Annotated in this window: 18 protein-coding genes; 7 read left to right on the forward strand and 11 right to left on the reverse strand. The window is 70.9% G+C overall.

Features of this window, described 5'->3' with window-relative positions; translation table 11 throughout:
- Positions 1–88 precede the first annotated feature (88 nt).
- The 4 genes from AB0F98_RS15290 (at position 89) to AB0F98_RS15305 (ending at position 4,148) form a co-directional block, all read left to right on the forward strand.
- Positions 89–1,768 (forward strand): bifunctional 3'-5' exonuclease/DNA polymerase, encoded by a 1,680-nt coding sequence (locus tag AB0F98_RS15290; RefSeq protein WP_357734616.1) that lies wholly within the window; start codon positions 89–91, stop codon positions 1,766–1,768.
- A gap of 139 nt (positions 1,769–1,907) precedes the next feature.
- Positions 1,908–2,759, forward strand: a complete 852-nt coding sequence (locus tag AB0F98_RS15295) for a GNAT family N-acetyltransferase (protein WP_357734619.1) — start codon at positions 1,908–1,910, stop codon at positions 2,757–2,759.
- A gap of 200 nt (positions 2,760–2,959) precedes the next feature.
- Positions 2,960–3,553 (forward strand): NTP transferase domain-containing protein, encoded by a 594-nt coding sequence (locus tag AB0F98_RS15300; protein ID WP_357734622.1) that lies wholly within the window; start codon positions 2,960–2,962, stop codon positions 3,551–3,553.
- A gap of 91 nt (positions 3,554–3,644) precedes the next feature.
- Complete coding sequence (locus AB0F98_RS15305) at positions 3,645–4,148, forward strand: hypothetical protein (protein ID WP_357734625.1); 504 nt, start codon at positions 3,645–3,647, stop codon at positions 4,146–4,148.
- Positions 4,149–4,161: 13 nt separating this feature from the next.
- On the opposite strand, the gene AB0F98_RS15310 is transcribed toward AB0F98_RS15305, so the two are convergent.
- The 3 genes from AB0F98_RS15310 to AB0F98_RS15320 all read right to left on the reverse strand — a co-directional run bounded on the left by AB0F98_RS15310 (position 4,162) and on the right by AB0F98_RS15320 (position 6,951).
- Positions 4,162–4,944, reverse strand: a complete 783-nt coding sequence (locus tag AB0F98_RS15310) for an alpha/beta hydrolase (protein WP_357734628.1) — start codon at positions 4,942–4,944, stop codon at positions 4,162–4,164.
- A 75-nt stretch (positions 4,945–5,019) separates the two neighbouring features.
- Complete coding sequence (trpC, locus tag AB0F98_RS15315; protein ID WP_357734770.1) at positions 5,020–5,799, reverse strand: indole-3-glycerol phosphate synthase TrpC; 780 nt, start codon at positions 5,797–5,799, stop codon at positions 5,020–5,022.
- Positions 5,800–5,970: 171 nt separating this feature from the next.
- Complete coding sequence (locus tag AB0F98_RS15320; RefSeq protein WP_357734631.1) at positions 5,971–6,951, reverse strand: GlxA family transcriptional regulator; 981 nt, start codon at positions 6,949–6,951, stop codon at positions 5,971–5,973.
- Positions 6,952–7,558: 607 nt separating this feature from the next.
- Here AB0F98_RS15320 and AB0F98_RS15325 point away from each other — a divergent pair.
- From AB0F98_RS15325 to AB0F98_RS15335, 3 genes are read left to right on the forward strand one after another with little or no spacing between them, the layout of a single operon-like run.
- A complete protein-coding gene (locus AB0F98_RS15325; protein WP_357734634.1) occupies positions 7,559–8,122 on the forward strand; it encodes an HD domain-containing protein in 564 nt (187 codons plus the stop codon).
- 19 nt (positions 8,123–8,141) lie between these two features.
- Entirely contained in the window at positions 8,142–9,416 is a 1,275-nt protein-coding gene (locus AB0F98_RS15330) for an MFS transporter (RefSeq protein ID WP_357734640.1), read from the forward strand.
- 48 nt (positions 9,417–9,464) lie between these two features.
- Positions 9,465–10,394 (forward strand): NADP-dependent oxidoreductase, encoded by a 930-nt coding sequence (locus tag AB0F98_RS15335; RefSeq protein ID WP_357734644.1) that lies wholly within the window; start codon positions 9,465–9,467, stop codon positions 10,392–10,394.
- A gap of 108 nt (positions 10,395–10,502) precedes the next feature.
- Here the strand turns inward: AB0F98_RS15335 and AB0F98_RS15340 are convergent, their stop codons facing one another.
- The 8 genes from AB0F98_RS15340 to AB0F98_RS15375 all read right to left on the reverse strand — a co-directional run bounded on the left by AB0F98_RS15340 (position 10,503) and on the right by AB0F98_RS15375 (position 20,228).
- Positions 10,503–11,912 carry a GH1 family beta-glucosidase gene (locus AB0F98_RS15340; protein WP_357734647.1) on the reverse strand — a complete coding sequence of 470 codons (1,410 nt, stop codon included), beginning with the start codon at positions 11,910–11,912 and terminating at the stop codon, positions 10,503–10,505.
- Positions 11,909–14,140: an alpha-xylosidase gene (gene yicI / locus AB0F98_RS15345; protein ID WP_357734650.1), complete on the reverse strand. Its 2,232-nt coding sequence runs from the start codon at positions 14,138–14,140 to the stop codon at positions 11,909–11,911. The genes AB0F98_RS15340 and yicI overlap by 4 nt, the downstream gene beginning before the upstream one ends.
- Complete coding sequence (locus AB0F98_RS15350; RefSeq protein WP_084752180.1) at positions 14,137–15,030, reverse strand: carbohydrate ABC transporter permease; 894 nt, start codon at positions 15,028–15,030, stop codon at positions 14,137–14,139. Before AB0F98_RS15350 ends, yicI begins: the two co-directional genes overlap by 4 nt.
- Position 15,031: 1 nt before the next feature.
- Positions 15,032–16,003, reverse strand: coding sequence for a sugar ABC transporter permease (locus AB0F98_RS15355; RefSeq protein ID WP_357734653.1), 972 nt, complete (start codon positions 16,001–16,003; stop codon positions 15,032–15,034).
- Positions 16,004–16,066: 63 nt separating this feature from the next.
- Positions 16,067–17,371: an extracellular solute-binding protein gene (locus AB0F98_RS15360; protein WP_357734656.1), complete on the reverse strand. Its 1,305-nt coding sequence runs from the start codon at positions 17,369–17,371 to the stop codon at positions 16,067–16,069.
- An 80-nt stretch (positions 17,372–17,451) separates the two neighbouring features.
- Positions 17,452–18,522 carry a LacI family DNA-binding transcriptional regulator gene (locus AB0F98_RS15365; RefSeq protein WP_357734659.1) on the reverse strand — a complete coding sequence of 357 codons (1,071 nt, stop codon included), beginning with the start codon at positions 18,520–18,522 and terminating at the stop codon, positions 17,452–17,454.
- A gap of 285 nt (positions 18,523–18,807) precedes the next feature.
- On the reverse strand, positions 18,808–19,647 hold the full coding sequence (locus AB0F98_RS15370) for an alpha/beta hydrolase (RefSeq protein WP_357734662.1): 840 nt from the start codon (positions 19,645–19,647) through the stop codon (positions 18,808–18,810).
- Positions 19,644–20,228 carry a TetR/AcrR family transcriptional regulator gene (locus AB0F98_RS15375; protein WP_357734773.1) on the reverse strand — a complete coding sequence of 195 codons (585 nt, stop codon included), beginning with the start codon at positions 20,226–20,228 and terminating at the stop codon, positions 19,644–19,646. The genes AB0F98_RS15370 and AB0F98_RS15375 overlap by 4 nt, the downstream gene beginning before the upstream one ends.
- Between the last annotated feature and the right edge of the window lie 89 nt (positions 20,229–20,317).

Consider the following 20,317-nt stretch of genomic DNA (forward strand, 5'->3'; position numbering starts at 1 on the left):
GTGGCTATTACACGGGGGATAGCCACTCTTTCCGTGCACGAGGTGTTCCACGGGTCGGGTGTCAGGGGGGCGAGGCAGAATCGCATCCGTGCTGGTGGCGGTGGTGGGTGACGAGGGCGGCAGTGGTGGCGTGCTGCAGGCGCTCGACGACGGTGGGCGGCCCGCCGGTCCGCCGGAGCGGGTGGCCGACCTGCCCGCCGCGGTGGCTGCCCGAGAGTGCGACGCGCACCCGCGCTGGGTGTGGGCGTCCGGCCCGGCGGTCTACCCGGGCCTGCTGCGGGCCGGGGTCCGGGTCGACCGGTGTCACGACGTCGAGCTGACCGAGGCGCTGCTGCTCGGCCACGCCGGACGCTGGGGCGAGCCCCGTTCGCTCGCCGCCGCCTGGGCCCGGCTGACCGGCGCGCCGGTGCCGCCCGACCCGCCGCCGCGCGCGCCCGCGCCCCCCGGCCTCGGGCAGGACGCGCTCTTCGACACCCCGTCCGGCGCGCCGGGCCCGGGCATCGACGCGCTCGTCCGGGTGTACGCCGACCAGCTCGCCCGCATCGCCGCCACCGCGCACCCCGGGCGGTTCCGGCTGCTCGTCGCCGCCGAGTCGGCCGGTGCGCTGATCGCCGCCGAGATGGGGGCCACCGGGCTGCCCTGGCGCGCCGACGTGCACGACGAGATCCTCACCGAGCTGCTCGGCGAACCGTCCCCGGTCGGCGGCCCGCCCCGCCGGCTGGCCGAGCTGGCCGCCCGGATCGCCGACGCGTTCGGCGTACGCCAGCTGCACGCCGACTCCCCGGCGGAGCTGTTGCGCGCGTTCGCCCGGGCCGGGGTGGAGCTGCCCAACACCCGGGCCTGGGTGCTGCGCGGGGTCGACCACCCGGCGGTGCCGCTCGTCCTGGAATACAAGGAGCTCTACCGGATCTGGACGGCGCACGGCTGGTCGTGGCGCGAGCAGTGGGTGCGCGACGGCCGGTTCCAGCCGGAGTACGTACCCGGCGGGGTGGTCTCCGGCCGGTGGGCCACCCGCGGCGGCGGGGCGTTGCAGATCCCCAAGGTGATCCGGCGGGCGGTGGTGGCCGACCCGGGCTGGCGGCTCGTCGTCGCCGACGCGGGCCAGCTCGAACCCCGGGTGCTCGCCGCGGTCTCCGGCGATGCCCGCCTCGCCGCGGCGGGCGGGGCGGGCGACCTCTACGCCGCCCTGGCCCAGGATTCGTTCGGCGGCGATCGGTCCCGGGCCAAGGTGGCGCTGCTCGGCGCCATGTACGGCCAGACCGGCGGCGCGGCGGTGCCCGCGCTGGCGGTGCTCAAGCGCAGCTACCCGACCGCGTTCGGCTACGTGGAGGCGGCGGCGCGCACCGGCGAGGCCGGTGGCCTGGTGCGCTCCTGGCTGGGGCGGACGTGTCCGCCCGGCTCGGGCGGGTTCGCGGATCCGGGGGACGGCGGGTTCGATCCGGACGTCGCCGACCCGCAGAGCTCACGGGCCCGCGCGGCCCGGTCCCGGGGCCGGTTCACCCGCAACTTCGTCATCCAGGCAACCGCCGCCGAGTGGGCCTCCACGCTGCTGGCGACGCTGCGCGGTGACCTCGCGGGCACCGGGGCCGAGCTGGTGTTCTTCCAGCACGACGAGGTGATCGTGCACGCCCCGGCCGAGCAGGCCGACGCGGTGGCCGAGGCGGTCACCCGGGCCGGCGAACGGGCGTCCCGGTTGTTGTTCGGCGACACTCCGGTGCGGTTCCCGCTGGATCTGTCCGTCGTCGACTGCTACGCGGACGCCGCGTGACGGTCACCGGCCGGCCCCGCGTCGTGCCGGCGGTGGGCACGAGCGTGCCCGGCGCGGCCCCCTGCCCTCGTGGCGTGACCGACGTAACGCTGCGCCATGGCTGCCGGGTCGTCCGCGTGAACTACGGCATCCTGTCGGCGTGAGTACGACGGACCAAGAGTTGACCACCGCGATGGCCGAGGCGGCCGAGGCGGACTTCATGTACGCGTACGAGACGGCGACGCCGCCGGTCGACCGGGAGCGGCTCGGGATCACCACCAGCCGAATCGGTGGCGGCGTGGTCCTGTCGATGCGCAACGACCCGGTCTCCTACTGGAGCAAGGCGCTCGGCTTCGGCTTCGCCGAACCTGTCACTCGTGAGCTGGTGGATCGGATCGTCGCCTTCTACCGGGCCCAGGGCACGCCGGAGGCGGTGATCCAGATCGCCCCGTCGGTCCTGCCGGCCGAGTGGGACGACATCCGCGCCGCGTACGGGATCGAGCCGGCGACGTCGTGGGTGAAGCTGGCGGCCCCGATCGCGGAGGTCACGCCCGTGGCCGGTACCCGGCTGCGGGTCGGCCCGGTCGGCGAGAGCGACGCCGAGGAGTGGGCGGAGGTGCTCCTGCGGGCCTTCGGCATGCCGACCGAGGGGCTCGCCGGGATGGTGGCGGCGAGCGTCGGACATCCCCAGTTCCATCCGTACGGTGTCTGGGACGGTGCCGACCTGGTCGGCGGCGCGAACCTCTTCGTGCGGGGCCCGGTCGGCGCGCTCAACTCCGGGGCGACGCTGCCCAGCCACCGTAACCTCGGGGTGCAGTCGGCCCTGATCGCGGCTCGCGCCGAGGCGGCGCGGGCGGCTGGCTGCCGGTGGCTGATCGCGGAGACGGGGCAGCCGGCGGAGGGTACGAAGAACCAGTCCCTGGCCAACCTGGAGCGTGCCGGCCTGCGGGTCCGGTACGTCCGGCGGAACTGGCGGTGGCGGGCCGACGCCGATCCCATCCGGGTCGGCTGACCGGTCGCCGCTGCCATCGCCTGCGTTGCGTCGCCCCTGATCGTCGGCACAGTCGCCGACGCCCCGCCCGATGCATAACGGTTGTGCTTTTTCTCCTTTTCGCCCCGCCACCCCCGGTCGGCCGTGCTCGTTGCAGTCTCCGTAGGACGGGACCAGCCGGTCCCATGCTCGAGGGGGCGCAGCTGAACCGGATCGCAGGAATGATCATCGCCGCAGGCGGCGGCCGCCGGATCGGTGGCCCGGAGGCCCTGCTGCACCAGGGAGAGAAACCCCTGGTCAACCGGATGATCGACACGATGACCGAGGCGGGCTGCGAGCGGATCGTGGTGGTGCTCGGCGCTGCCGCAGACCAGGTACGCGAGACGGCCGACCTGACCGGGTCCACGGTGGTGGTCAACCGGGCGTGGGGGACCGGGGTCGGCTCGTCCATCCGCGCCGGACTCGCCGCGATAGACGACGAGCTGGTCGAGGCGGTGGTGGTCGTACCCGTCGACATGCCGGGGCTGACCCCGGCCGCGGTGCGGCGGGTGGCCGCGCTGCCGTACCCGGACGTGCTGGTCTGCGCCACCTACGACGGGCTGCGCGGCTACCCGATGCTCTTCGGCCGCCGGCACTGGGCCGGCATCGCGACCCTGGCCAGCGCCGACGTCGGTGCGCGGCCGTACCTGCTGGCGCACAAGGACCAGATCGTCGACATCGCCTGCGACACGGTGGCCGACGGCAGCCGGGTGGACACGCCCGAATTGATGGCTCTCTACGGCCTAACCGTCCCACCCCAGCGGGTCGGCGTCTGATCTCCCAGTACGTGCCCCCACGATCACGGGCCGTTGCGATAGCGTCTGTCCACCGACGAGGCCGGACGCGTCGGTGGCACGGGGGTGCTCTGTGGGAACGATCGCTCGACACGTCGCCGGTGCGGTGGTCGCCTGGCTCGTCGTCACCTTCGAGGGACTGGTGAGCTACCTCGGCCTGCTCGGCTACGCCCTGATCACGGGCACGGATCCGGGCGGGCCGCTCGCGGGACCGGTCTTCGTGCTGGTCGCCGCCCTGGTGGGTTTCGTCGTGGTGCCGCTGCTGGTGGTCCCGGCCGTCCTGGTCGGTCAGGTGACGGCGCGGCGTCGGGGCCGGTTCATGGGCGCCCTGATCGGCGGGGGAGGGGCGATGCTGCTCGCCGCGCTCGGCGCGGCGGCGGTGGCGCTGGCCACCGACGTGTCCGCGGCAGGGTCCGTCCTGGCCGGTCTGGTCGCCGCGCTCGCCGTCGTCGGGCCGGTTGCGGCGCACGCCGCCACGGCCGAGGCGGTACGCCGTACGGCCCGGCGGATCCGTCAGCACAAGCCCGTGGCGGTCGGCGAGGAACACGTCGCCGGCCTGTCGTCCCAGGGTCGGTGACCCGGCCTCCTCGTCAGCTCCTCGTTCGGTGCAGCCAATCCTGGGCCAGCGACCGCAACAGCGCGGGTTGTTCGAACGGCAGGTAGTGCCCGGCCGCGTCAACCACGGTGAAGGTGCCCCGGGGATAGTGACGCATGGAGCGGAACTGGTCGGCATAGCCGACTATCCCGTCCTGTCGGCCGGTGATCACGCTGACCGGACCGCCGAAGACGAAGCCGGCATCCTCGTCGGGAAGGGCGTAGTCGGGGCCCCCGCGTAGCTCTTCCTGGAACTTCTCATCGCCGGGCCCGCCGGACGCCAAGGCCGTGAGCACCGTCGCGACGACAGCCGAGGTGCGATGGCCCAGAGCCACGTCGAGGTGTGGGCGCAGTTCGGCCGGGGCGTCGTCCAGCCAACCCGTGGGCGCTTCGGGCGGCTCGAACTCAGGCAGGTCCCGGTCCTCCCGCAAGATCTTGACGCCCGGGCAGACGAGAAGCAGGCCACTGACGATCTCGGGCCGTTGGCGCGCGATTCCGGCGGCGAGGTAGCCGCCGTAGGACGCACCAGCCAGCAGGACCGGCTTGTCGACGTGGCGGTCGAGCCACGCGCACACGGTGTCCAGCACCGCCTCGGATGTGGCTCGGCAGTTCGCTGGAGAGTCTCCGTGGCCGGGCAGGTCCAGGTAGATCTCTCGCACCCCGGCACCTGCGAATGCCGGAGCGAAGGCTGCGGCCATGGCGGCGCGCGTCATGCCGAACATCGGGAGGCACACGACCACCGGGCCGGTCGGCGCTGAATCATCGAACGCCAGGTCCATGCGAAATCCCCACTGGTGTCTTCAACGGTGCTGTGCTCGGGAACGGGGAGCGCCGTCCTTGTCGGACGGTCGGGGTCAGTCGCCGGCCGCCGCCATGAACTCCCGCACCGAGGTGCGCGGATCGCCCGAGCGCACCAGCGCTTCACCCACCAGCACGACGTCGGCACCCCACTGGCGGTACTCGGCGACGTCCTCAGGCCCGGAGACGCCGGACTCGGCCACCGCGATCGTCCCGGTGGGGATGGCGGGGGCCAGCTGCTTGAAGACCGTGCGGTCCACCTCGAGGGTGGTCAGATCGCGCGCGTTGATGCCGATCAGGTCAGCGCCCGCCTCGACGGCTCGGGCGAGCTCGTCGGCGGTGTGCGCCTCGACCAGCGCGGTCAGCCCGAGTTCGCGGGTCAGGCCCAGCAAGTCGGCGAGCAGCCCGCCGTCGAGCGAGACCACCATCAGCAGGATCAGATCCGCCCCGTGCGCGCGGGTCTCCCACACCTGGTAAGGCGTGAGGATGAAGTCCTTCCGCAGGATCGGGATGTCCACGGCCCGGCGGACGGTGTCCAGGTCGGCGAGCGAGCCGGCGAACCGCCGTTGCTCGGTCAGTACGCTGACCGCCGCCGCGCCACCCGCCGCGTACTCCCTCGCGAGGGCCGCGGGGTCCGGGATGTCGGCGAGCGCACCCTTGCTCGGGCTGCTGCGCTTCACCTCGGCGATGATCGAGACACCGGGCGCGCGGAAACGCGGGAGCACGTCCAGGGCCGGTGGGGTGTCGTGGACGCGTGCCTTCAGCTCCGCCAGCGGGACCGCGCTCTGCCGTGTCGCCAGGTCGGCGCGGACACCGTCAAGAATTCCGTCCAGCACGCTCAACGTTGCTCCCGAATGGCACCGGTTCTTCCCATCGCTACCGAACGTACCGCCGCAAGGTCTTCTTCGGCCAACGGCGATGTCCGCACGACTCCGGCCGCTCGGGTCTCGTCCATCGGCGCCCCACCACCGGTGCGACGGGCTCGGCTCGCCGCACCGCTGTCGCACCTACTGACCCGCGCTGGTGCGGCGGGCGGTGCTGAACCGGCGTTGGTAGGCGGCCGGGCTGATCGACAGCTTCCTGGAGAAGACCCGGCGCATGCTCTCGTAGCTGGGGAACCCGGCGACGGCCGCGGCCTGCGACGCGGTGTGTCCTTGATCAAGGAGCGCACGGGCCATGTCGAACCGGATGTTCTCCACGTACCGGGCCGGTGTCGTGGACAGTTCGTCGTGGAAGAGCCGGGTGAGCTGCCGGGTGCTCACGTTGACATGTCTCGCGAGCTCACCGAGCGAGTGGTCCCCCCGGGGGTTCGCCGTCACCAGGTCGGTGATCTTGCGGAGGGCCGGCGAGCGGGGCGGTGGTCCCTGCAGCGGTGCCGAGAACTGGGACTGGCCGCCCGCGCGCTGCATGTACACCACCAGGGCTCGGGCGACGTCGCGCGCCAGGTCGGGCCCGTGGTCCTCCTCGACGAGGGCGAGCGCCAGGTCGATTCCGGCCGTCACTCCGGCCGAGGTGTACGTGGTGCCATCGCGAACGTAGATCGCATCGGGCTCGACGCGGCACGTCGGGTACCGGGTGGCGAGTTCGTGCGCGACCTTCCAGTGCGTGGTCGCGCGCTTGCCGTCGAGGAGGCCGGCGGCGGCGAGGACGAAAGCCCCGGTGCAGATCGACGCGACCCGGCCGGCCGCGGCTGCCGGTATCCGCACCGCGTCCGCCAGGTGGCCGGGGACATGGGCGCGCGGAAAGAGGTCGGATCCGGACACCAGCAACGTGTCGAGAGCCGGCTCCGCGGAGACGGCGTCGTCGACGGCGAGCCGCACCCCGAGGTTCGACATGACGTCCGCTCCGGTCGGCGACAGCAGCATGATCTGGTAGTCGGCGCCGAACCGGTTCGCCTCCTTGAACACCTCCGCCGGTCCGGCGACGTCGAGCAACGTGACTCCGTCGTACACGAGGATCGCGACGCGGTGGGGGCCGGGGATCACCACTTCGGGCCCCGTGGGGCCGGATCCGCGCGGCGACCAGCCGGAGCTCGGCGGCGCTGACCGCCGTCGGGTCGACGACGTAGGAGGCAGGGGCACCGTCCAGTGGTAGCACACCGCGACACCGAGGATGACGGGGATCCTCGTGAGCGGGGAGCTTGCGAACGAACCCGGCGTTATCTCCCGCCGATAACGGGCACAACCTGGCGTGGCTAGTGAGGATTCACGGGTGCCGTTCGCCGGTGGGTGGGTGCATTGCCGTGAGCTTGATACCTCAGAGGCATATTTATGACTCTGAGGTATCGGCCCGTAGGCGTATCGGCCTCGCGGGGTGCGACGGTGCGACCGGCGGTGGCGGTCATGTTCCCGAATCAGCCAGCGGTGCCGCGAACCGTCGCGCACCCGGATGCGCCTCGCCCCGTCCGGATATGAGTGATTCCTGGCCTGACGAAGGCGGCGCCGCACCCCCGTCGGTGAGCAGCATGGTGAACGGACACACGGTCCGCCGCCGACACATTTCACAGAGAGTCCAGAGGTCATGCCAGAGGTCATCGCGGGGTTGGAGATTCCTGACACAGCGGCCGTCGCCGAAGCGACCAAGCTGGTACAGGAGATGACGAGGCCCCCCATCTACCACCACTCCCGGCGAACCTTCCTCTTCAGCCTGATGCACGCGCAGAAGTTCGGGGTGCAGCCGGATCCGGAGCTGCTCTACCTGTCGGCCGTGTTCCACGACGTCGGCCTTCAGACTCCGTTCTCCGACACCGTGCAGCGCTTCGAAGTCGACGGCGCCGACCACGCGCGCAAGTTCCTCCTGGACCGGGGCTTCTCGACCGCCGGAGCCGAGACCGTCTGGCTGGCGATCGCGCTGCACACGACGCTCGGCATCCCGGAGCGGATGGCCCCGGAGATCGCGTTCACACAGCTCGGCATCGCGACCGACGTGATCGGCGTCGGTCTGGAGGGACTGGATCCCGATCAGGTGAACGAAATCCTCGCCGCCCACCCACGCGGTGACTTCAAGAACGAGTTCCTGCGAGCCCACGTCGACGGGCTCAAGAACCGCCCCCACACCACGGACGGCACCATGAACTCCGACATCCTCGAACATTTCATGCCGGGCTTCCGGCACACGAACGTGGTCGAAGCCATCCTCAACTCGCCCTGGGAAAGCTGACCCGCACAGGGCCATCGCGATGACTGCTGTGAGTTCCTTCGAGAGCGGAGGCCGGCTCGGACGTCGGGCTTCGTTCGTCCTGCTCGTCTGTGCGAACGTGCTGCTGATGGCGACGGCGAGCGCGCCGTCGCCGATCTACCCGCTGTACCGGGAGCGTTGGGGCTTCTCGGTGACGCTGCTGACGGTGGTCTTCGCCGTGTACGTCGCCGGTCTGCTCGGCGCTCTGCTGACGGTCGGGTCGCTCAGCGATCACCTGGGTCGCCGTCCGGTGCTGGTCGCCGCCCTGCTCGTGGCGGCGGCCAGCACGGCGATCTTCTGGGCCGCCGACGGGGTGGGGATGCTGATGATCGCCCGCGTGGTGCAGGGCCTCGCCGCCGGGACGGCGACGGCCGCGCTCGCCGCCGGGCTGGTCGAGTTCGCACCCGAGGGACGGCCGCACCTGGGGGCCACCTCGGCAGCCGTGGGCACCGGCGTCGGCATGGCGGTCGGCGCGGGGGGCGTCGGACTGCTCGTCCAGGTGACCAGGCATCCCGACGCGTACGTGTTCCCCGTCCTGACGCTGGCGTTCGTGAGCCTCGCGGTGCTGGTCCTCGCGATCCCCGAGCCACACACCCGGCGGGCCGGTGGACTGGCGTCGCTGCGACCGCGCGTCCGCGTTCCCCGGGAAGCCCGGCCGGAGTTCCTCGCCTCGGTCCCCGCCCTCGTCGCGGGCTGGTCCATGGCCGGACTGTTCCTGGCGCTCACCCCGTCCCTGGTGAGCACCGTGCTGCACGTGACGTTCGGCGCCGCGGGTGGGCTCAGCATCGCGCTGCTGTTCCTCGCCAACAGCGCGGGCGGGGTGTGGGCCGTCCGGCACTCGCCCCGGGCCGTCGCCTCGCTGGGGGCCGTGTGCCTGGCTCTCGGGTGCGCGGGGCTGGCGGTGGCCCTGGTGCTCACCTCCGTGATCGCCTTCGTCGTCGGCTCGGTCGTCGCCGGGCTGGGCGCCGGGTTGGCGTTCAACGGAACCCTGCGCGCCATCAGCGCGGCGACCAGCGCGGAGGCCCGCGCGGAAGTGTTCTCCGCCGCGTATGTGGTCAGCTACACGGCACTGAGCATTCCGGCTGTGGCGGCTGGCCTGCTGACCCGTTGGTGGGGGCTGGAGGCGACGGCCTACCTCTACATCGCGTTCGTCGCGGCGCTGTCCGTGATCGCCGCGGTGCACGCCGGACGATCGAGGGCTCGCCGGCGCGCTGACGACGGGCGATCCGGGAGCTTGCCGAGCGGGAGCCGGCATCGCGTGCGGACCCCGTGCTGAGCGCCGACAACCATCCCGTACCGACGAACGTTCCTGAAAGGATTCGATGTGCGAGCGATCACCGTACGCGACCGCGACGCGGGTATCGGCGGCCTAACCCTGACCGACATGCCCCACCCCCACGCCGCGGAGAACGACGTCATCGTGCGCGTGCACGCCGCGGGCTTCACCCCGGGTGAGCTCGACTGGCCCGCGACGTGGACCGATCGCGCCGGCCGCGACCGGACACCCAGCATTCCCGGGCACGAGCTGTCCGGAACCGTGGTCGAGCTCGGCTACGGAACCACCGGCCTCACCGTGGGCCAGCGGGTGTTCGGGCTGACCGATTGGGCCCGCAACGGATCCCTGGCCGAGTACACCGCGGTGGAGGCTCGCAACCTCGCCCCCCTCGCGGCCGACATCGACCACGCGGTGGCCGCCGCGTTGCCCATCTCCGGTCTGACCGCATGGCAGGGACTGTTCGACCACGCCCAGCTCAGGACCGGCCAGACCGTCCTCATCCACGGCGCCGCCGGCGGTGTCGGCTCGATCGCCGTCCAGCTCGCGCGGGAGGTGGGCGCCCGGGTGATCGGTACCGGCCGAGCCGACGACCGCGAGGTGGCGCTCGGCCTCGGCGCGCACACCTTCGTCGACCTGGCCGCCGACGATCTGCGGCAGGTCGGCGAGGTGGACGTGGTGTTCGACGTCATCGGCGGCGAGATCCTCGAACGATCGACCGAACTGGTACGCCCGGGCGGCACGGTGGTCACCATCGCCGTGCCACCCACCGTGCAGCCCAAGGACGGGCGCGCCATCTTCTTCGTCGTCGAACCCGATCGCGCCCGGCTGACCGACCTCGCCGAACGCCTCCGGGCCGGCCGGCTCAAGCCCATCGTGGGTGAGGTGCGACCGCTCGCCGAGACGGCCTCCGCGTTCGCCCGCCGCCGTCGTACGCCCGGCAAGACGATCATTCAGGTGGCGCACGAAGAAGGCGCGTGACCAGCGGTCCCGCTTGCCGGCGGGGTAGGTCCACCCGCGGGATGCCGTGCGACTCGCACGGCATCCCGCGTCCGAACCCTCGTGGTCGTCAGCCGGCCACGCCCACGGTCAGGACGTGGCCGGCTCCAGGCGGCCGGTGGCCGCGAGCTGCTTGTACCAGTGCGCGCTCTGCTTCCAGGTCCGGACCTGCGTGTCGTAGTCGACCCGGATGATCCCGAACCGGCGGTCGTACCCGTAGCCCCACTCGAAGTTGTCGAGCAGCGACCAGACGAAGTAGCCACGCACGTCCGCGCCCTGCGCCCGGGCGTCGGCCACCGCGGCGATGTGCCGGCGCAGGTAGTCGATACGCCGGTCGTCCTGGATCGTGCCGTCGGCCGACACCACGTCGTCGAAGGCCGCGCCGTTCTCGGTGATCATCAGCGGCTGGCTCGGGTACTCACGGTGCAGGCGAAGCAGCAGTTCGGTGAACGCCTCCGGGTCGATGTTCCAGCCCATCGCCGTGTGCGGGCCGGGCTGCGGCAGGAAGTCCACGTCGTCGGCGGCCACCCATGGCGTCGCCGCCGACTTGCCGTGCCCGTCCGCGTCGGAACGGGGCGACACCCCGTCCCAGGCACGGACCAGCGTGCTGGAGTAGTAGTTGACCCCGAGCACGTCCAGCGGCACCGCGATGACCTTCTCGTCGCCGTCGCGCACGAACGACCAGTCGGTGACGGACGCCGTGTCGCTCAGCAGGTCGGCCGGGTAGGCGCCGTCCAGCATCGGGCCGAGGAAGGCGCGGTTCGCGAGAGCGTCGATCCGTCGTACCGCGTCGCGGTCGGCCGCAGAGTCGGACGCCGCGCGGACGACGTGCAGGTTCAGCGTCACGGACAGGTCCGCCGCCGGGGCGGTCTCCCGCACCACGCGCCCGGCCAGGCCGTGCGCGAGGTTCAGGTGGTGCACCGCGGCCAGCGCCGCCGCCGGCTCGGTACGCCCCGGCGCGTGCACGCCGGAGGCGTAGCCCAGGTACGCGGAGCACCACGGCTCGTTCAACGTGGTCCAGGTGTGCACCCGGTCGCCCAGTGCCCCGACGATGCCGGCCGCGTACTCCTCGAAGCGCAGCGCCGTCTCCCGCGACGCCCAGCCCCCGGCGTCCTCCAGCTCCTGCGGCAGGTCCCAGTGGTACATGGTCGCCACCGGGCGGACCCCGCGTTCGAGCAGCCCGTCGACGAGCCGGGAGTAGAAGTCGATGCCGGCCTGGTTGAACCTGCCGGAGCCGCCCGGCTGCACCCGGGGCCACGAGATGGAGAACCGGTAGGCGCTCAGGCCCAGGTCGGCGATGTGCCCCAGGTCCTCCCGCCAGCGGTGGTAATGGTCGGCGGCCACATCACCGGTGTCGCCGTTCAACGTCCGGCCGGGGGTGTGGCTGTAGGTGTCCCAGATGGACCGGCCCCGGCCGTCCTCGGTGGCCGCCCCCTCGATCTGGTACGAGGCGGTGGCCGACCCCCAGACGAAGCTCTCGGGAAAGACGTACCCCTTCATCGCTGCACTCCCTGGATCTCGCAGTGGTGTCCCGTCGACTCTCCCGCCACCAGTTCGGCGGCGGCTGCGCCGTCCGCGTAGCGCACCTCGAACTCGGCGACCGGCCCGTTCCCGGGCGACGGCACCCGTACCCGGGTCCGCTGGCCCTCCACCGGCGCGAAGAGCCGCAGGCGTACGCCGTCGGCCCACTCGTAGTCCGGCCGGTCGGTGCGGTTCCCGAACGGGATCACCGCGCCGGGCCGGGCCAGCACGGGCAGGCTGTCGAACTCGTGCTTCTCGGTGAACCACGCCGGGCCGGTGAGCTGCTCGCCGGTCACGAGGTGGGTCCAGGTGCCGGCCGGCACATAGAACGTCACCTCCCCGTCGGCGCTCATCACCGGCGCCACGAGGACGTCGGGACCGAGCATGTACTGCCGGTCGAGGTAAGCCGCGGTCGGGTCGTCCGGGAACTCCAGCACCATCGGCCGCATCATGGGCACGCCGTCGCGGTGTGCCTCCTCGGCGACCGCCGCGAGGTACGGCATCAGGCTCATCTTGAGCCGGGTGAAGTGCCGCAGCACGTCGACGGCCTCGTCGTCGAACGCCCACGGCACCCGGTACGAGCCGGAGCCGTGCAGCCGGGAGTGCGAGGAGAGCAGTCCGAACGCGATCCACCGTTTGAACACCGCCGGGTCCGGGGTGCCCTCGAAGCCGCCGATGTCGTGGCTCCAGTAGCCGAACCCGGACGCGGCCAGCGACAGCCCGCCGCGCAGGGACTCGGCCATCGACACGAACGTCGACTCGCAGTCGCCGCCCCAGTGCACCGGGAACTGCTGCCCACCAGCGGTCGCGGACCGGGCGAAGAGCACCGCCTCGCCCTCCCCGCGCTCGGCCTCCAGCAGCTCGAAGACCGCCTTGTTGTAGAGGTGGGTGTAGTAGTTGTGCATGCGCTGCGGGTCGGAGCCGTCGTGCCAGACCACGTCGGTCGGGATGCGCTCACCGAAGTCGGTCTTGAAGCAGTCGACGCCCATGTCGAGCAGCGCCTTGAGCTTGCCGGTGAACCAGGCGACCGCGTCCGGGTTGGTGAAGTCCACCAGCGCCATGCCGGCCTGCCACTTGTCCCACTGCCAGACCGACCCGTCCGCCCGGCGGACCAGGTAGCCGTGGCGGCGACCCTCCTCGAACAGGTACGAGCGCTGCGCGATGTACGGGTTGATCCAGACGCACACCTTCAGGCCACGCTCGTGCAGCCGGCGCAGCATGCCCTCCGGGTCGGGGAAGGTCGCCGGGTCCCAGACGAAGTCGACCCAGTGGAACTGCCGCATCCAGAAGCAGTCGAAGTGGAACACCGACAGCGGCAGGTCCCGTTCGGCCATCCCGTCGATGAACTCGGTGACGGTCTTCTCGTCGTACGAGGTGGTGAACGACGTCGACAGCCACAACCCGTACGACCAGGCCGGCACCCGGGCCGGTCGGCCGGTCAACGCCGTGTAGCGCCGCAGCACGTCCTTCGGCGTCGGACCGTCGATCAGGTAGTAGGTGAGCGTCTGACCCTCGACGCTGAACTGCGTCTGCGACACCACCTCCGAACCGATCTCGAACGCCACGTGCTCCGGGTGGTCGACGAAGACTCCGTAGCCGCGGTTGCTGAGGTAGAACGGCACGTTCTTGTACGCCTGCTCGCTGGCGGTGCCGCCGTCGGCGTTCCAGATGTCGACGACCTGGCCGTTCTTGACGAACGCGCCGAACCGTTCGCCCAGCCCGTACACGGTCTCGCCCACGTCGAGCCCGAGCCGCTCGTGCACGTACTCGCGGCCGTCGGCGTCGGTGACGACGCCGATGCTGCGCGCCGTGGACGAGGTCAGCAGCCGATCGCCGTGCAGGAAGTCGACCTGCCAGCCGTCGGCCAGCGCGATCCGGGCGCTCAGGTCGCCGCTCGTCACCGTCGCGACGTGCCCGGCGACGTCGACCTCGACCGGGTGGTCGTCGCCGGCGGCCACCTCGAACCGGGGCAGCTTCGGTGCCTCGCCGAGGTGGTGGGCGATGGTGACGCCGATGACCCCGTCGGCGGGCGAGAAGAACCGTACGGTGACGACCGGACGGTTGAGGGTGTCGCCGCGACTGGTGATCCGGCCGGTGGGGGCGAAGACGGTGAGAGCGCGCTCGTCCGGCTCGACCGACTCCACCGCGCCGGGGCGCAGCACGGTGACACCGGGTCGCAGTTGCCAGTAACCGTCGGTGAACTTCACTTCTCGGCTCCTGCCGTGATGCCGCGCGAGAGGGTGCGCTGGAAGATGAGGAAGAAGAGGATGGCCGGCACCAGGCTGATCAGCGCGCCCGCGTTGGTGGTCGGGGCGTCCATCAGCCGGTCGCCCTGCAACGACGCCAGCGCGACCGGGATGGTCTGCGTGGAGTTGTCGATGAGCATGACCAGCGGGATCAGGAACTCGTTCCAGGTCCAGATGAAGAAGAAGATGAGCAGCACCGCGAGGGTCGGCCGGAGGTTGGGGAAGACCACCCGCCAGAGGATCTTCCACTTGCCCGCACCGTCCAGGGCCGCCGCCTCGAGCAGCGAGCGGGGGAAGGTGCCGAGCACGGAGGCGAGCAGGTAGGTACCGAACGCGCTCTGGATGACGGTGAAGATGATGATCACCGAGAGCTGGGTGTTGTAGAGGCCGATCTGCTTCGCCACGTAGTAGAGCGGGTAGATCAGCGCCTCCTGCGGCAGCATGTTGGCCAGCAGGAAGAGCCCCACGATCCAGAGCCGGCCGCGGACCCGGCCGATGCCCAGGGCGTACGCGTTGAGCAGCGACACGACGACGCCGAGCACCGCGACGGAACCGGCGATGAGCGCCGAGTTCCACAGCTTGAGCGGGAAGTTGACCTGGGTCCAGTAGTTCCGCAGGCCCTTGGTGTAGAACTCCGAGGGCCAGCTCAGTGGTCCGCCCGACGAGTAGTCGCCGGGCGACTTGAACGCGTTGAGCAGCATGAACACGAACGGCACCAGCATGGCGAGCGCGCCGAGGGTGACCAGGACCAGGACGATCCAGCGGCTCGCGCCGCGGTGGTGCCGGTCGCGGGCCGGCTGCGGCCGTCGCGGGGTCACCGCGTTCTCGGCCGGTGTGAGCGTGACGGTCATGTCAGACCCCCCGGTCCTGGCGCTCGGCGCGGTACTGCAACCAGATGAACACCACGGCCACCAGGATGATGATCAGGGTGAGCACAGTGGAGATCGCGGAGCCGTAGCCGACCTGAAGCTTCTTGAAGAACGTGTAGTAGGCGAAGTACGACGGCACGTTGGTCGTGTTCTCCGGCCCGCCCCGGGTCAGCGCGAACACCGGGCCGAACACCTTCAGCGCCGCGATGGTGCAGGTCAGCGCCACCACGAAGGTCTCGGGCCGGATCTGCGCCAGCGTGATGGCCCGGAACCGGCGGAACCAGTTGGCGCCGTCGACCTCGGCGGCCTCGTACAGCTCGGGGTCGACCCGTTGCAGCGCGGCCATGAAGACGACCACCGGGTAGCCGATCTGCACCCAGATCATCACCGCCATCACGCTGGGCATGGCGGTGTTCGGGTCGCCCAGCCAGTCGTGCCGCAGCGCGCCGAGGCCGATCGCGTCGAGCAGGCTGTTGAACGCGCCGTCCGGGCGCAGGATCCAGCCCCAGACGATGCCGGCCACCACGACCGGCAGCACCTGCGGCAGGTAGAAGGCGGCACGCAGCGCTGCGGCGGTCCGTGGCTTGAACTTCCGCCCGATGACGTCGAAGAGCGCGGCGGCGAGCACCAGCCCGAGCAGGGTCGGCACCACCACCATCGCGATGATCATCGCAAGGGTGTTCTTGAAGGACGTCCAGAACACCTGGTCATGCAGCAGGTGGCGGTAGTTCTCCAGGCCGATGAAGGTGGGATCGCCGACGCCGGACCACTTGGTCAGCGAGAGGTAGAGGGTGCCCACCAGCGGCGCGCCGATCACCAGGATGAAGAGCACCGCGCCGGGCAGCAGGTAGAGCCAGTATCCGGCGCGGCCGCTGCCGCGCCTGCGGCGGGCCGCCGCGGGTTCGGTGGAGGTGGCGGGCCGTTCCGGGCCGGCCACGGTCTCGGAGAGTGCCATGGGAGATCCTTCCCGGCGGGGTGGGCGTGCCGGTCTCGCCGGACGCGCCCACCCCTCGCCGTGTCACTTGCCGGTGATCTCCTTGACGCCGTCGTCGTACGGCTTGGCGATCGCGTCGAGTACCTGGTCGGGCTTCTTGGAGCCGTTGATCAGACCCTGGAATCCGGAGACCAGCACGTCGTAGTAGCCGGGCACCGGCCAGTCCGGGTAGAAGGCCAGACCGTCCTGCTGGCTGATCACGTTGAAGTTCTCGATCAGCTTCTTGTTCTTCGGGTCGGTGATCTTCGACGGGTCCGCGGCGACCGGCACGCCACCGTTGTTGCCGATCAGCGCCTGGATCTCCGGGCGCAGGGTGATGTCGATGAAGTCGTACGCGAGGCCCTTGGCCTTGCTGTTGGTCGGGACCACCCAGAGGTTGCCCGACGAGCCCGCGTGGAACTTGTTGCCGGGGAACAGGAAGGAGTCCCAGTTGAACTTGATCTCGTCCTTGAAGCGGCCGTACCACCAGCTGCCGGAGACGATCATCGGCGCCTTGCCGGAGATGAAGGTGGTGCCCATGTCCTCGGCCTTCAGGCTCGCCGAGTCCTTGGCGACGTAGCCCTTGTTCACCCAGTCGGCGAAGGCCTCCGCGCCGTACTTCAGCGGGTCCGCCTTGAAGTCCACCGGGTTCTTGTAGAGCTGGTAGTCGTCGACGAACTTCCGGTCGGCCTTGGAGAGCGCCAGCTGGTAGAAGAGCTGACCGGCCGGGTACTCGGCGCCGGCCTCGGCCAGCGGAGTGACACCCTTGCTGACGAAGGTGTCCATCACCTTGGTCATCTCGTCGAGCGTGGTCGGCACCTTGACGCCGTACTTGTCGAAGAGGTCCTTGTTGTAATAGACCATGACGTACTCGCCGTAGTTCGGCACGCCGTACCAGTTGCCCGAGCCCATCACGCCCTTGTCGCTGTAGCGGGCGGTGGTCTGCAGGCTGGGGCTGAGCTCCTTGTCCCAGCCGCGCTTGGTCGCCTCACCGCTCAGGTCGGTGAGCAGTCCCTGGGAGGAGAGCAGGCCCGCGGTCGCGTTGCCCTTGTTGTACTCCATCAGGTCCGGGCCCTCGGACGAGTTGATGATCATGCCGGCGTTCTGCTGGATCTGCTCGAACGCCTTGCGTTCGAACTGGACCTCGACGCCCGGGTGCTCGTCCTTGAAGATCTGGATCGCGCGGTCCCAGGCGATCCCCATCGCGCTGTTCTCGCTCTCGTAGTGCCAGAGCTTGAGGGTCTTGGCATCGCTGCCGTCGCCGCCCTCGTCGCTGCCGCACGCGGCCACCGTGGTCGCCGCCGTGGCGGCCAGTGCGACCGCAGCGATCACCCTACGGAATCGCCTCATTGCTATCCTCCTGGTGAGTATCGTGCCGGTACTTACCTGGCCCGTCGTCGCGTGGCAGCGCGACGGCGGGCCGACGTGTGTCACGTCCCCGGCGGGCCGGAGCCGGTCGGGTCGCTGTGGTCGCCGCCGATGACGGCGACCTCCCGTGCGGCCGGGGAGGTCGATCCCCGCACCTCCAACGTGCACGGCAGCAGCTGCTGGTGCTGGGCGTCCCCCGCGTTCTCGACATGGCGCAGCAGCGCCTCGACCGCGATCCGTCCGAGCGCCGAGCCCGGGGAGGTCATCGCGGTCAGCGCGGGGGTGGCCAGCTCGGCGACCTGAGGTGAGGTCACCATCGAGACCACGGAGACGTCGTGCGGGACCGCGAGGCCCCGGTTGGTCAGTTCGCCGAGGATCCCGAAGATCGCGTTCTCGTTCATGACCAGCACGGCGCTCAGGTCGGGCGCCTCCGCGAGCGCCGCGGCCAGGGCCGCCCGCCCGCCGGCCGCGCTGTCCTGTGCCGGGATCATCAGGGGCTCCAGGCCGTGGCCGGTCATCGCCGTCACGAAGGCGTCCCGGGTACGTACGGCCGGCCCGTAGCCGGTAGCGATGGCGGCCGCCGAGTGGTTCACGTAGACGATGCGCCGGTGCCCGAGGCCGACCAGGTGGTCGACGGCCTCCCGGACGGTCTGGTCGAAGTCGATGTCCACGTACGACAGGCCGGTGGTGTCGCCGGTGCGGCCGATCAGCACCAGCGGCACTGCGGCCTCCTGGAGCGTGGTGACGCGTTCGTCCTCGACCTGTACCTCCATCAGCACGGCGCCGTCGAGCATTCGCTGGCTCGCCAGCCGGCGGAGGTCGTCGAGGTCGCCGACGGGGGAGAGGACCAGGTGGTAGCCGGCGGCGCTCGCTGCGGCCGCCGCGCCGGTCACGAAGGCCGTCTCGGTGGCGCCCAGCCCGCGCTCGTCCATCGGCATCAGCAGGCTGACGATCCGGCTGCGCCGGCTGGCCAGCCCGCGCGCCATGGCGTTGGGCTGGTAGCCGAGTTCGGCCATGGCCGCGAGCACCTTGGCGCGGGTGGCCTGGGAGATGGGGCGCGTGCCGGTCAACACGTACGACACGGTGCTGACCGAGACCCGGGCGAGGCGCGCGACGTCATGCATCGTTGCCATCGCGCACCTCCTTTGGTCACGCTCCCACCCGGCTGTCGAAGCGTTTCGACTAACCGTTTCGACGGAACCGTAGGACACGTTCACGGCGCCGTCAATAGTTGTTTTCCAGCTGTGGCCTGCCCGGATGCGCGAACGCCGGTCGCGGAGAGCGGAAGGGGCCCCGCCGCCCTGCCGGGTGCGCCGGCGGCGACGGGGCCCCTGTCCTGATCGACTCGTCTTCCTTCCTGCCGGGCCGTCCCGGGCATCTGGATTGCCCGACTTCAGGGGTGTCGCGGCGACCTTGGGCTATGCCGGAAGGTCGGCGAAGAAGTCGCGCAGGGCGGCCGCGACCAGGTCGGGCGCCGTCATGGTCACGAAGTGTGACTGCCCCGGCCAGATGACTCGGCGGGCCCGCGGCATCGCCTCCGCGAGGGCGTTCATCGTGGTGGGCATCGGCTCCCAGGTGTCGGCGCCCTGCATGAGAAGGGTGGGTACGGCTATCGCGGACCAGCGCCCGACCTCCGTGCCGTCCTCGGCCAGCGCTTCGAGATCGTGCAGCCAGCCGACCGCCGACCGCCGTGCCTCGACCGGGTCGGGGGTCCGGTCACCGGCTACGGCGGCGAGCGCCGCGACAACCTCGGCCGGGACCCGGGTCACCTCGTTCAGCGTCGCGGCCATCGCGCGATGGTCGTCGCGTTCGAAGGCAGCGCGGTACCGGTCGCGCAGGGGCGCGGTCTCCGGGCCGGCGGCGAAGAGCGGCGGCTCGAAGAGAGCGAGGGAGCGCAGCTCGCGCGGAATCGACAACGCGGTGTGCAGCGACAGGGTCGCCCCGTAGGAGGCTCCGACGAGGTGCACCCGCTTACCCGAGGGTGCGCCCGCCGCCTGGATCACGGCCGCCAGGTCGGCAACCTCGTCCGCGAAGGACTTGCTCCCGGCTGGAACCGCACTCGGTCCGTAGCCGCGTCTGGCCGGCATCCACACCTCGTGGTCCTCGGCGAGTCGGTCGGCGACGGTGGCCCAGGAGTGCAGCCCGCCGCCCGACCCGTGCACCAGGACGACGGGGTCGCCGGTGCCGGTGACCCGGACCACCAGGGGTGTGCCGTCCGCTGACCGGACGTGCTGATCATGACTTTCGAAGGTCGTCACTGCCGCTCCTCGGTTCTGGTCGGCCAATTGCTCAGGGTGGTGTGCATCGCGTCGAGGATGCTGCTCCACGACACGTCGATATCGCGGGGATGGCCGAACCCCTCGACGGTTTCCAGGCACGCGAAACCGTGAAAGGTGCTGCGGACGAAACGGATCGCGTCGGTCAGCTCCGGCTCGTCGAGCCCGTACCCGCGCAGCATCGCGTAGCTCAGTTCGATGAGGCGGAGATGGCCTGGCGAATTCGTACCGACCTCGGGCGGCAACTGCAGTTGAGTGGCGGCGTACTGCCCGGGGTGGGATGTCGCGAAGGTGCGCCAGGCCTCGCCGAAGCCGACCAGGGCCTGCCGACCCGAGCGACCCGCCACGGCCAGCGCGAGCCGGTCGGCGAACGTGGCGGCTGCCCGCACGGCGACCTGCTCGATCAGCGCGTCACGATTGCGCACGTGCACGTACAGCGCGGCATCCGAAACCCCGAACTGCCGCGCGACCGCCGCGACGGTCAACCGCGACAACCCGACCGTGTCCGCCAGCTCCGCTGCCGCGGCAGTGACCCGCGCACTCGTCAAACCCTGCCGTGGCATGCGGTCCTTTCCCTCACTAAGAAATAACTTAGGAGCCCTAAGGTAGCAGGCGGCCTGCCGCCTGCGGCGGTGTGGGGCGGATGAGATCA

This window comes from Micromonospora sp. NPDC023737 (assembly GCF_040639715.1).
In the GTDB taxonomy this organism is placed as follows: Bacteria; Actinomycetota; Actinomycetes; order Mycobacteriales; family Micromonosporaceae; genus Micromonospora.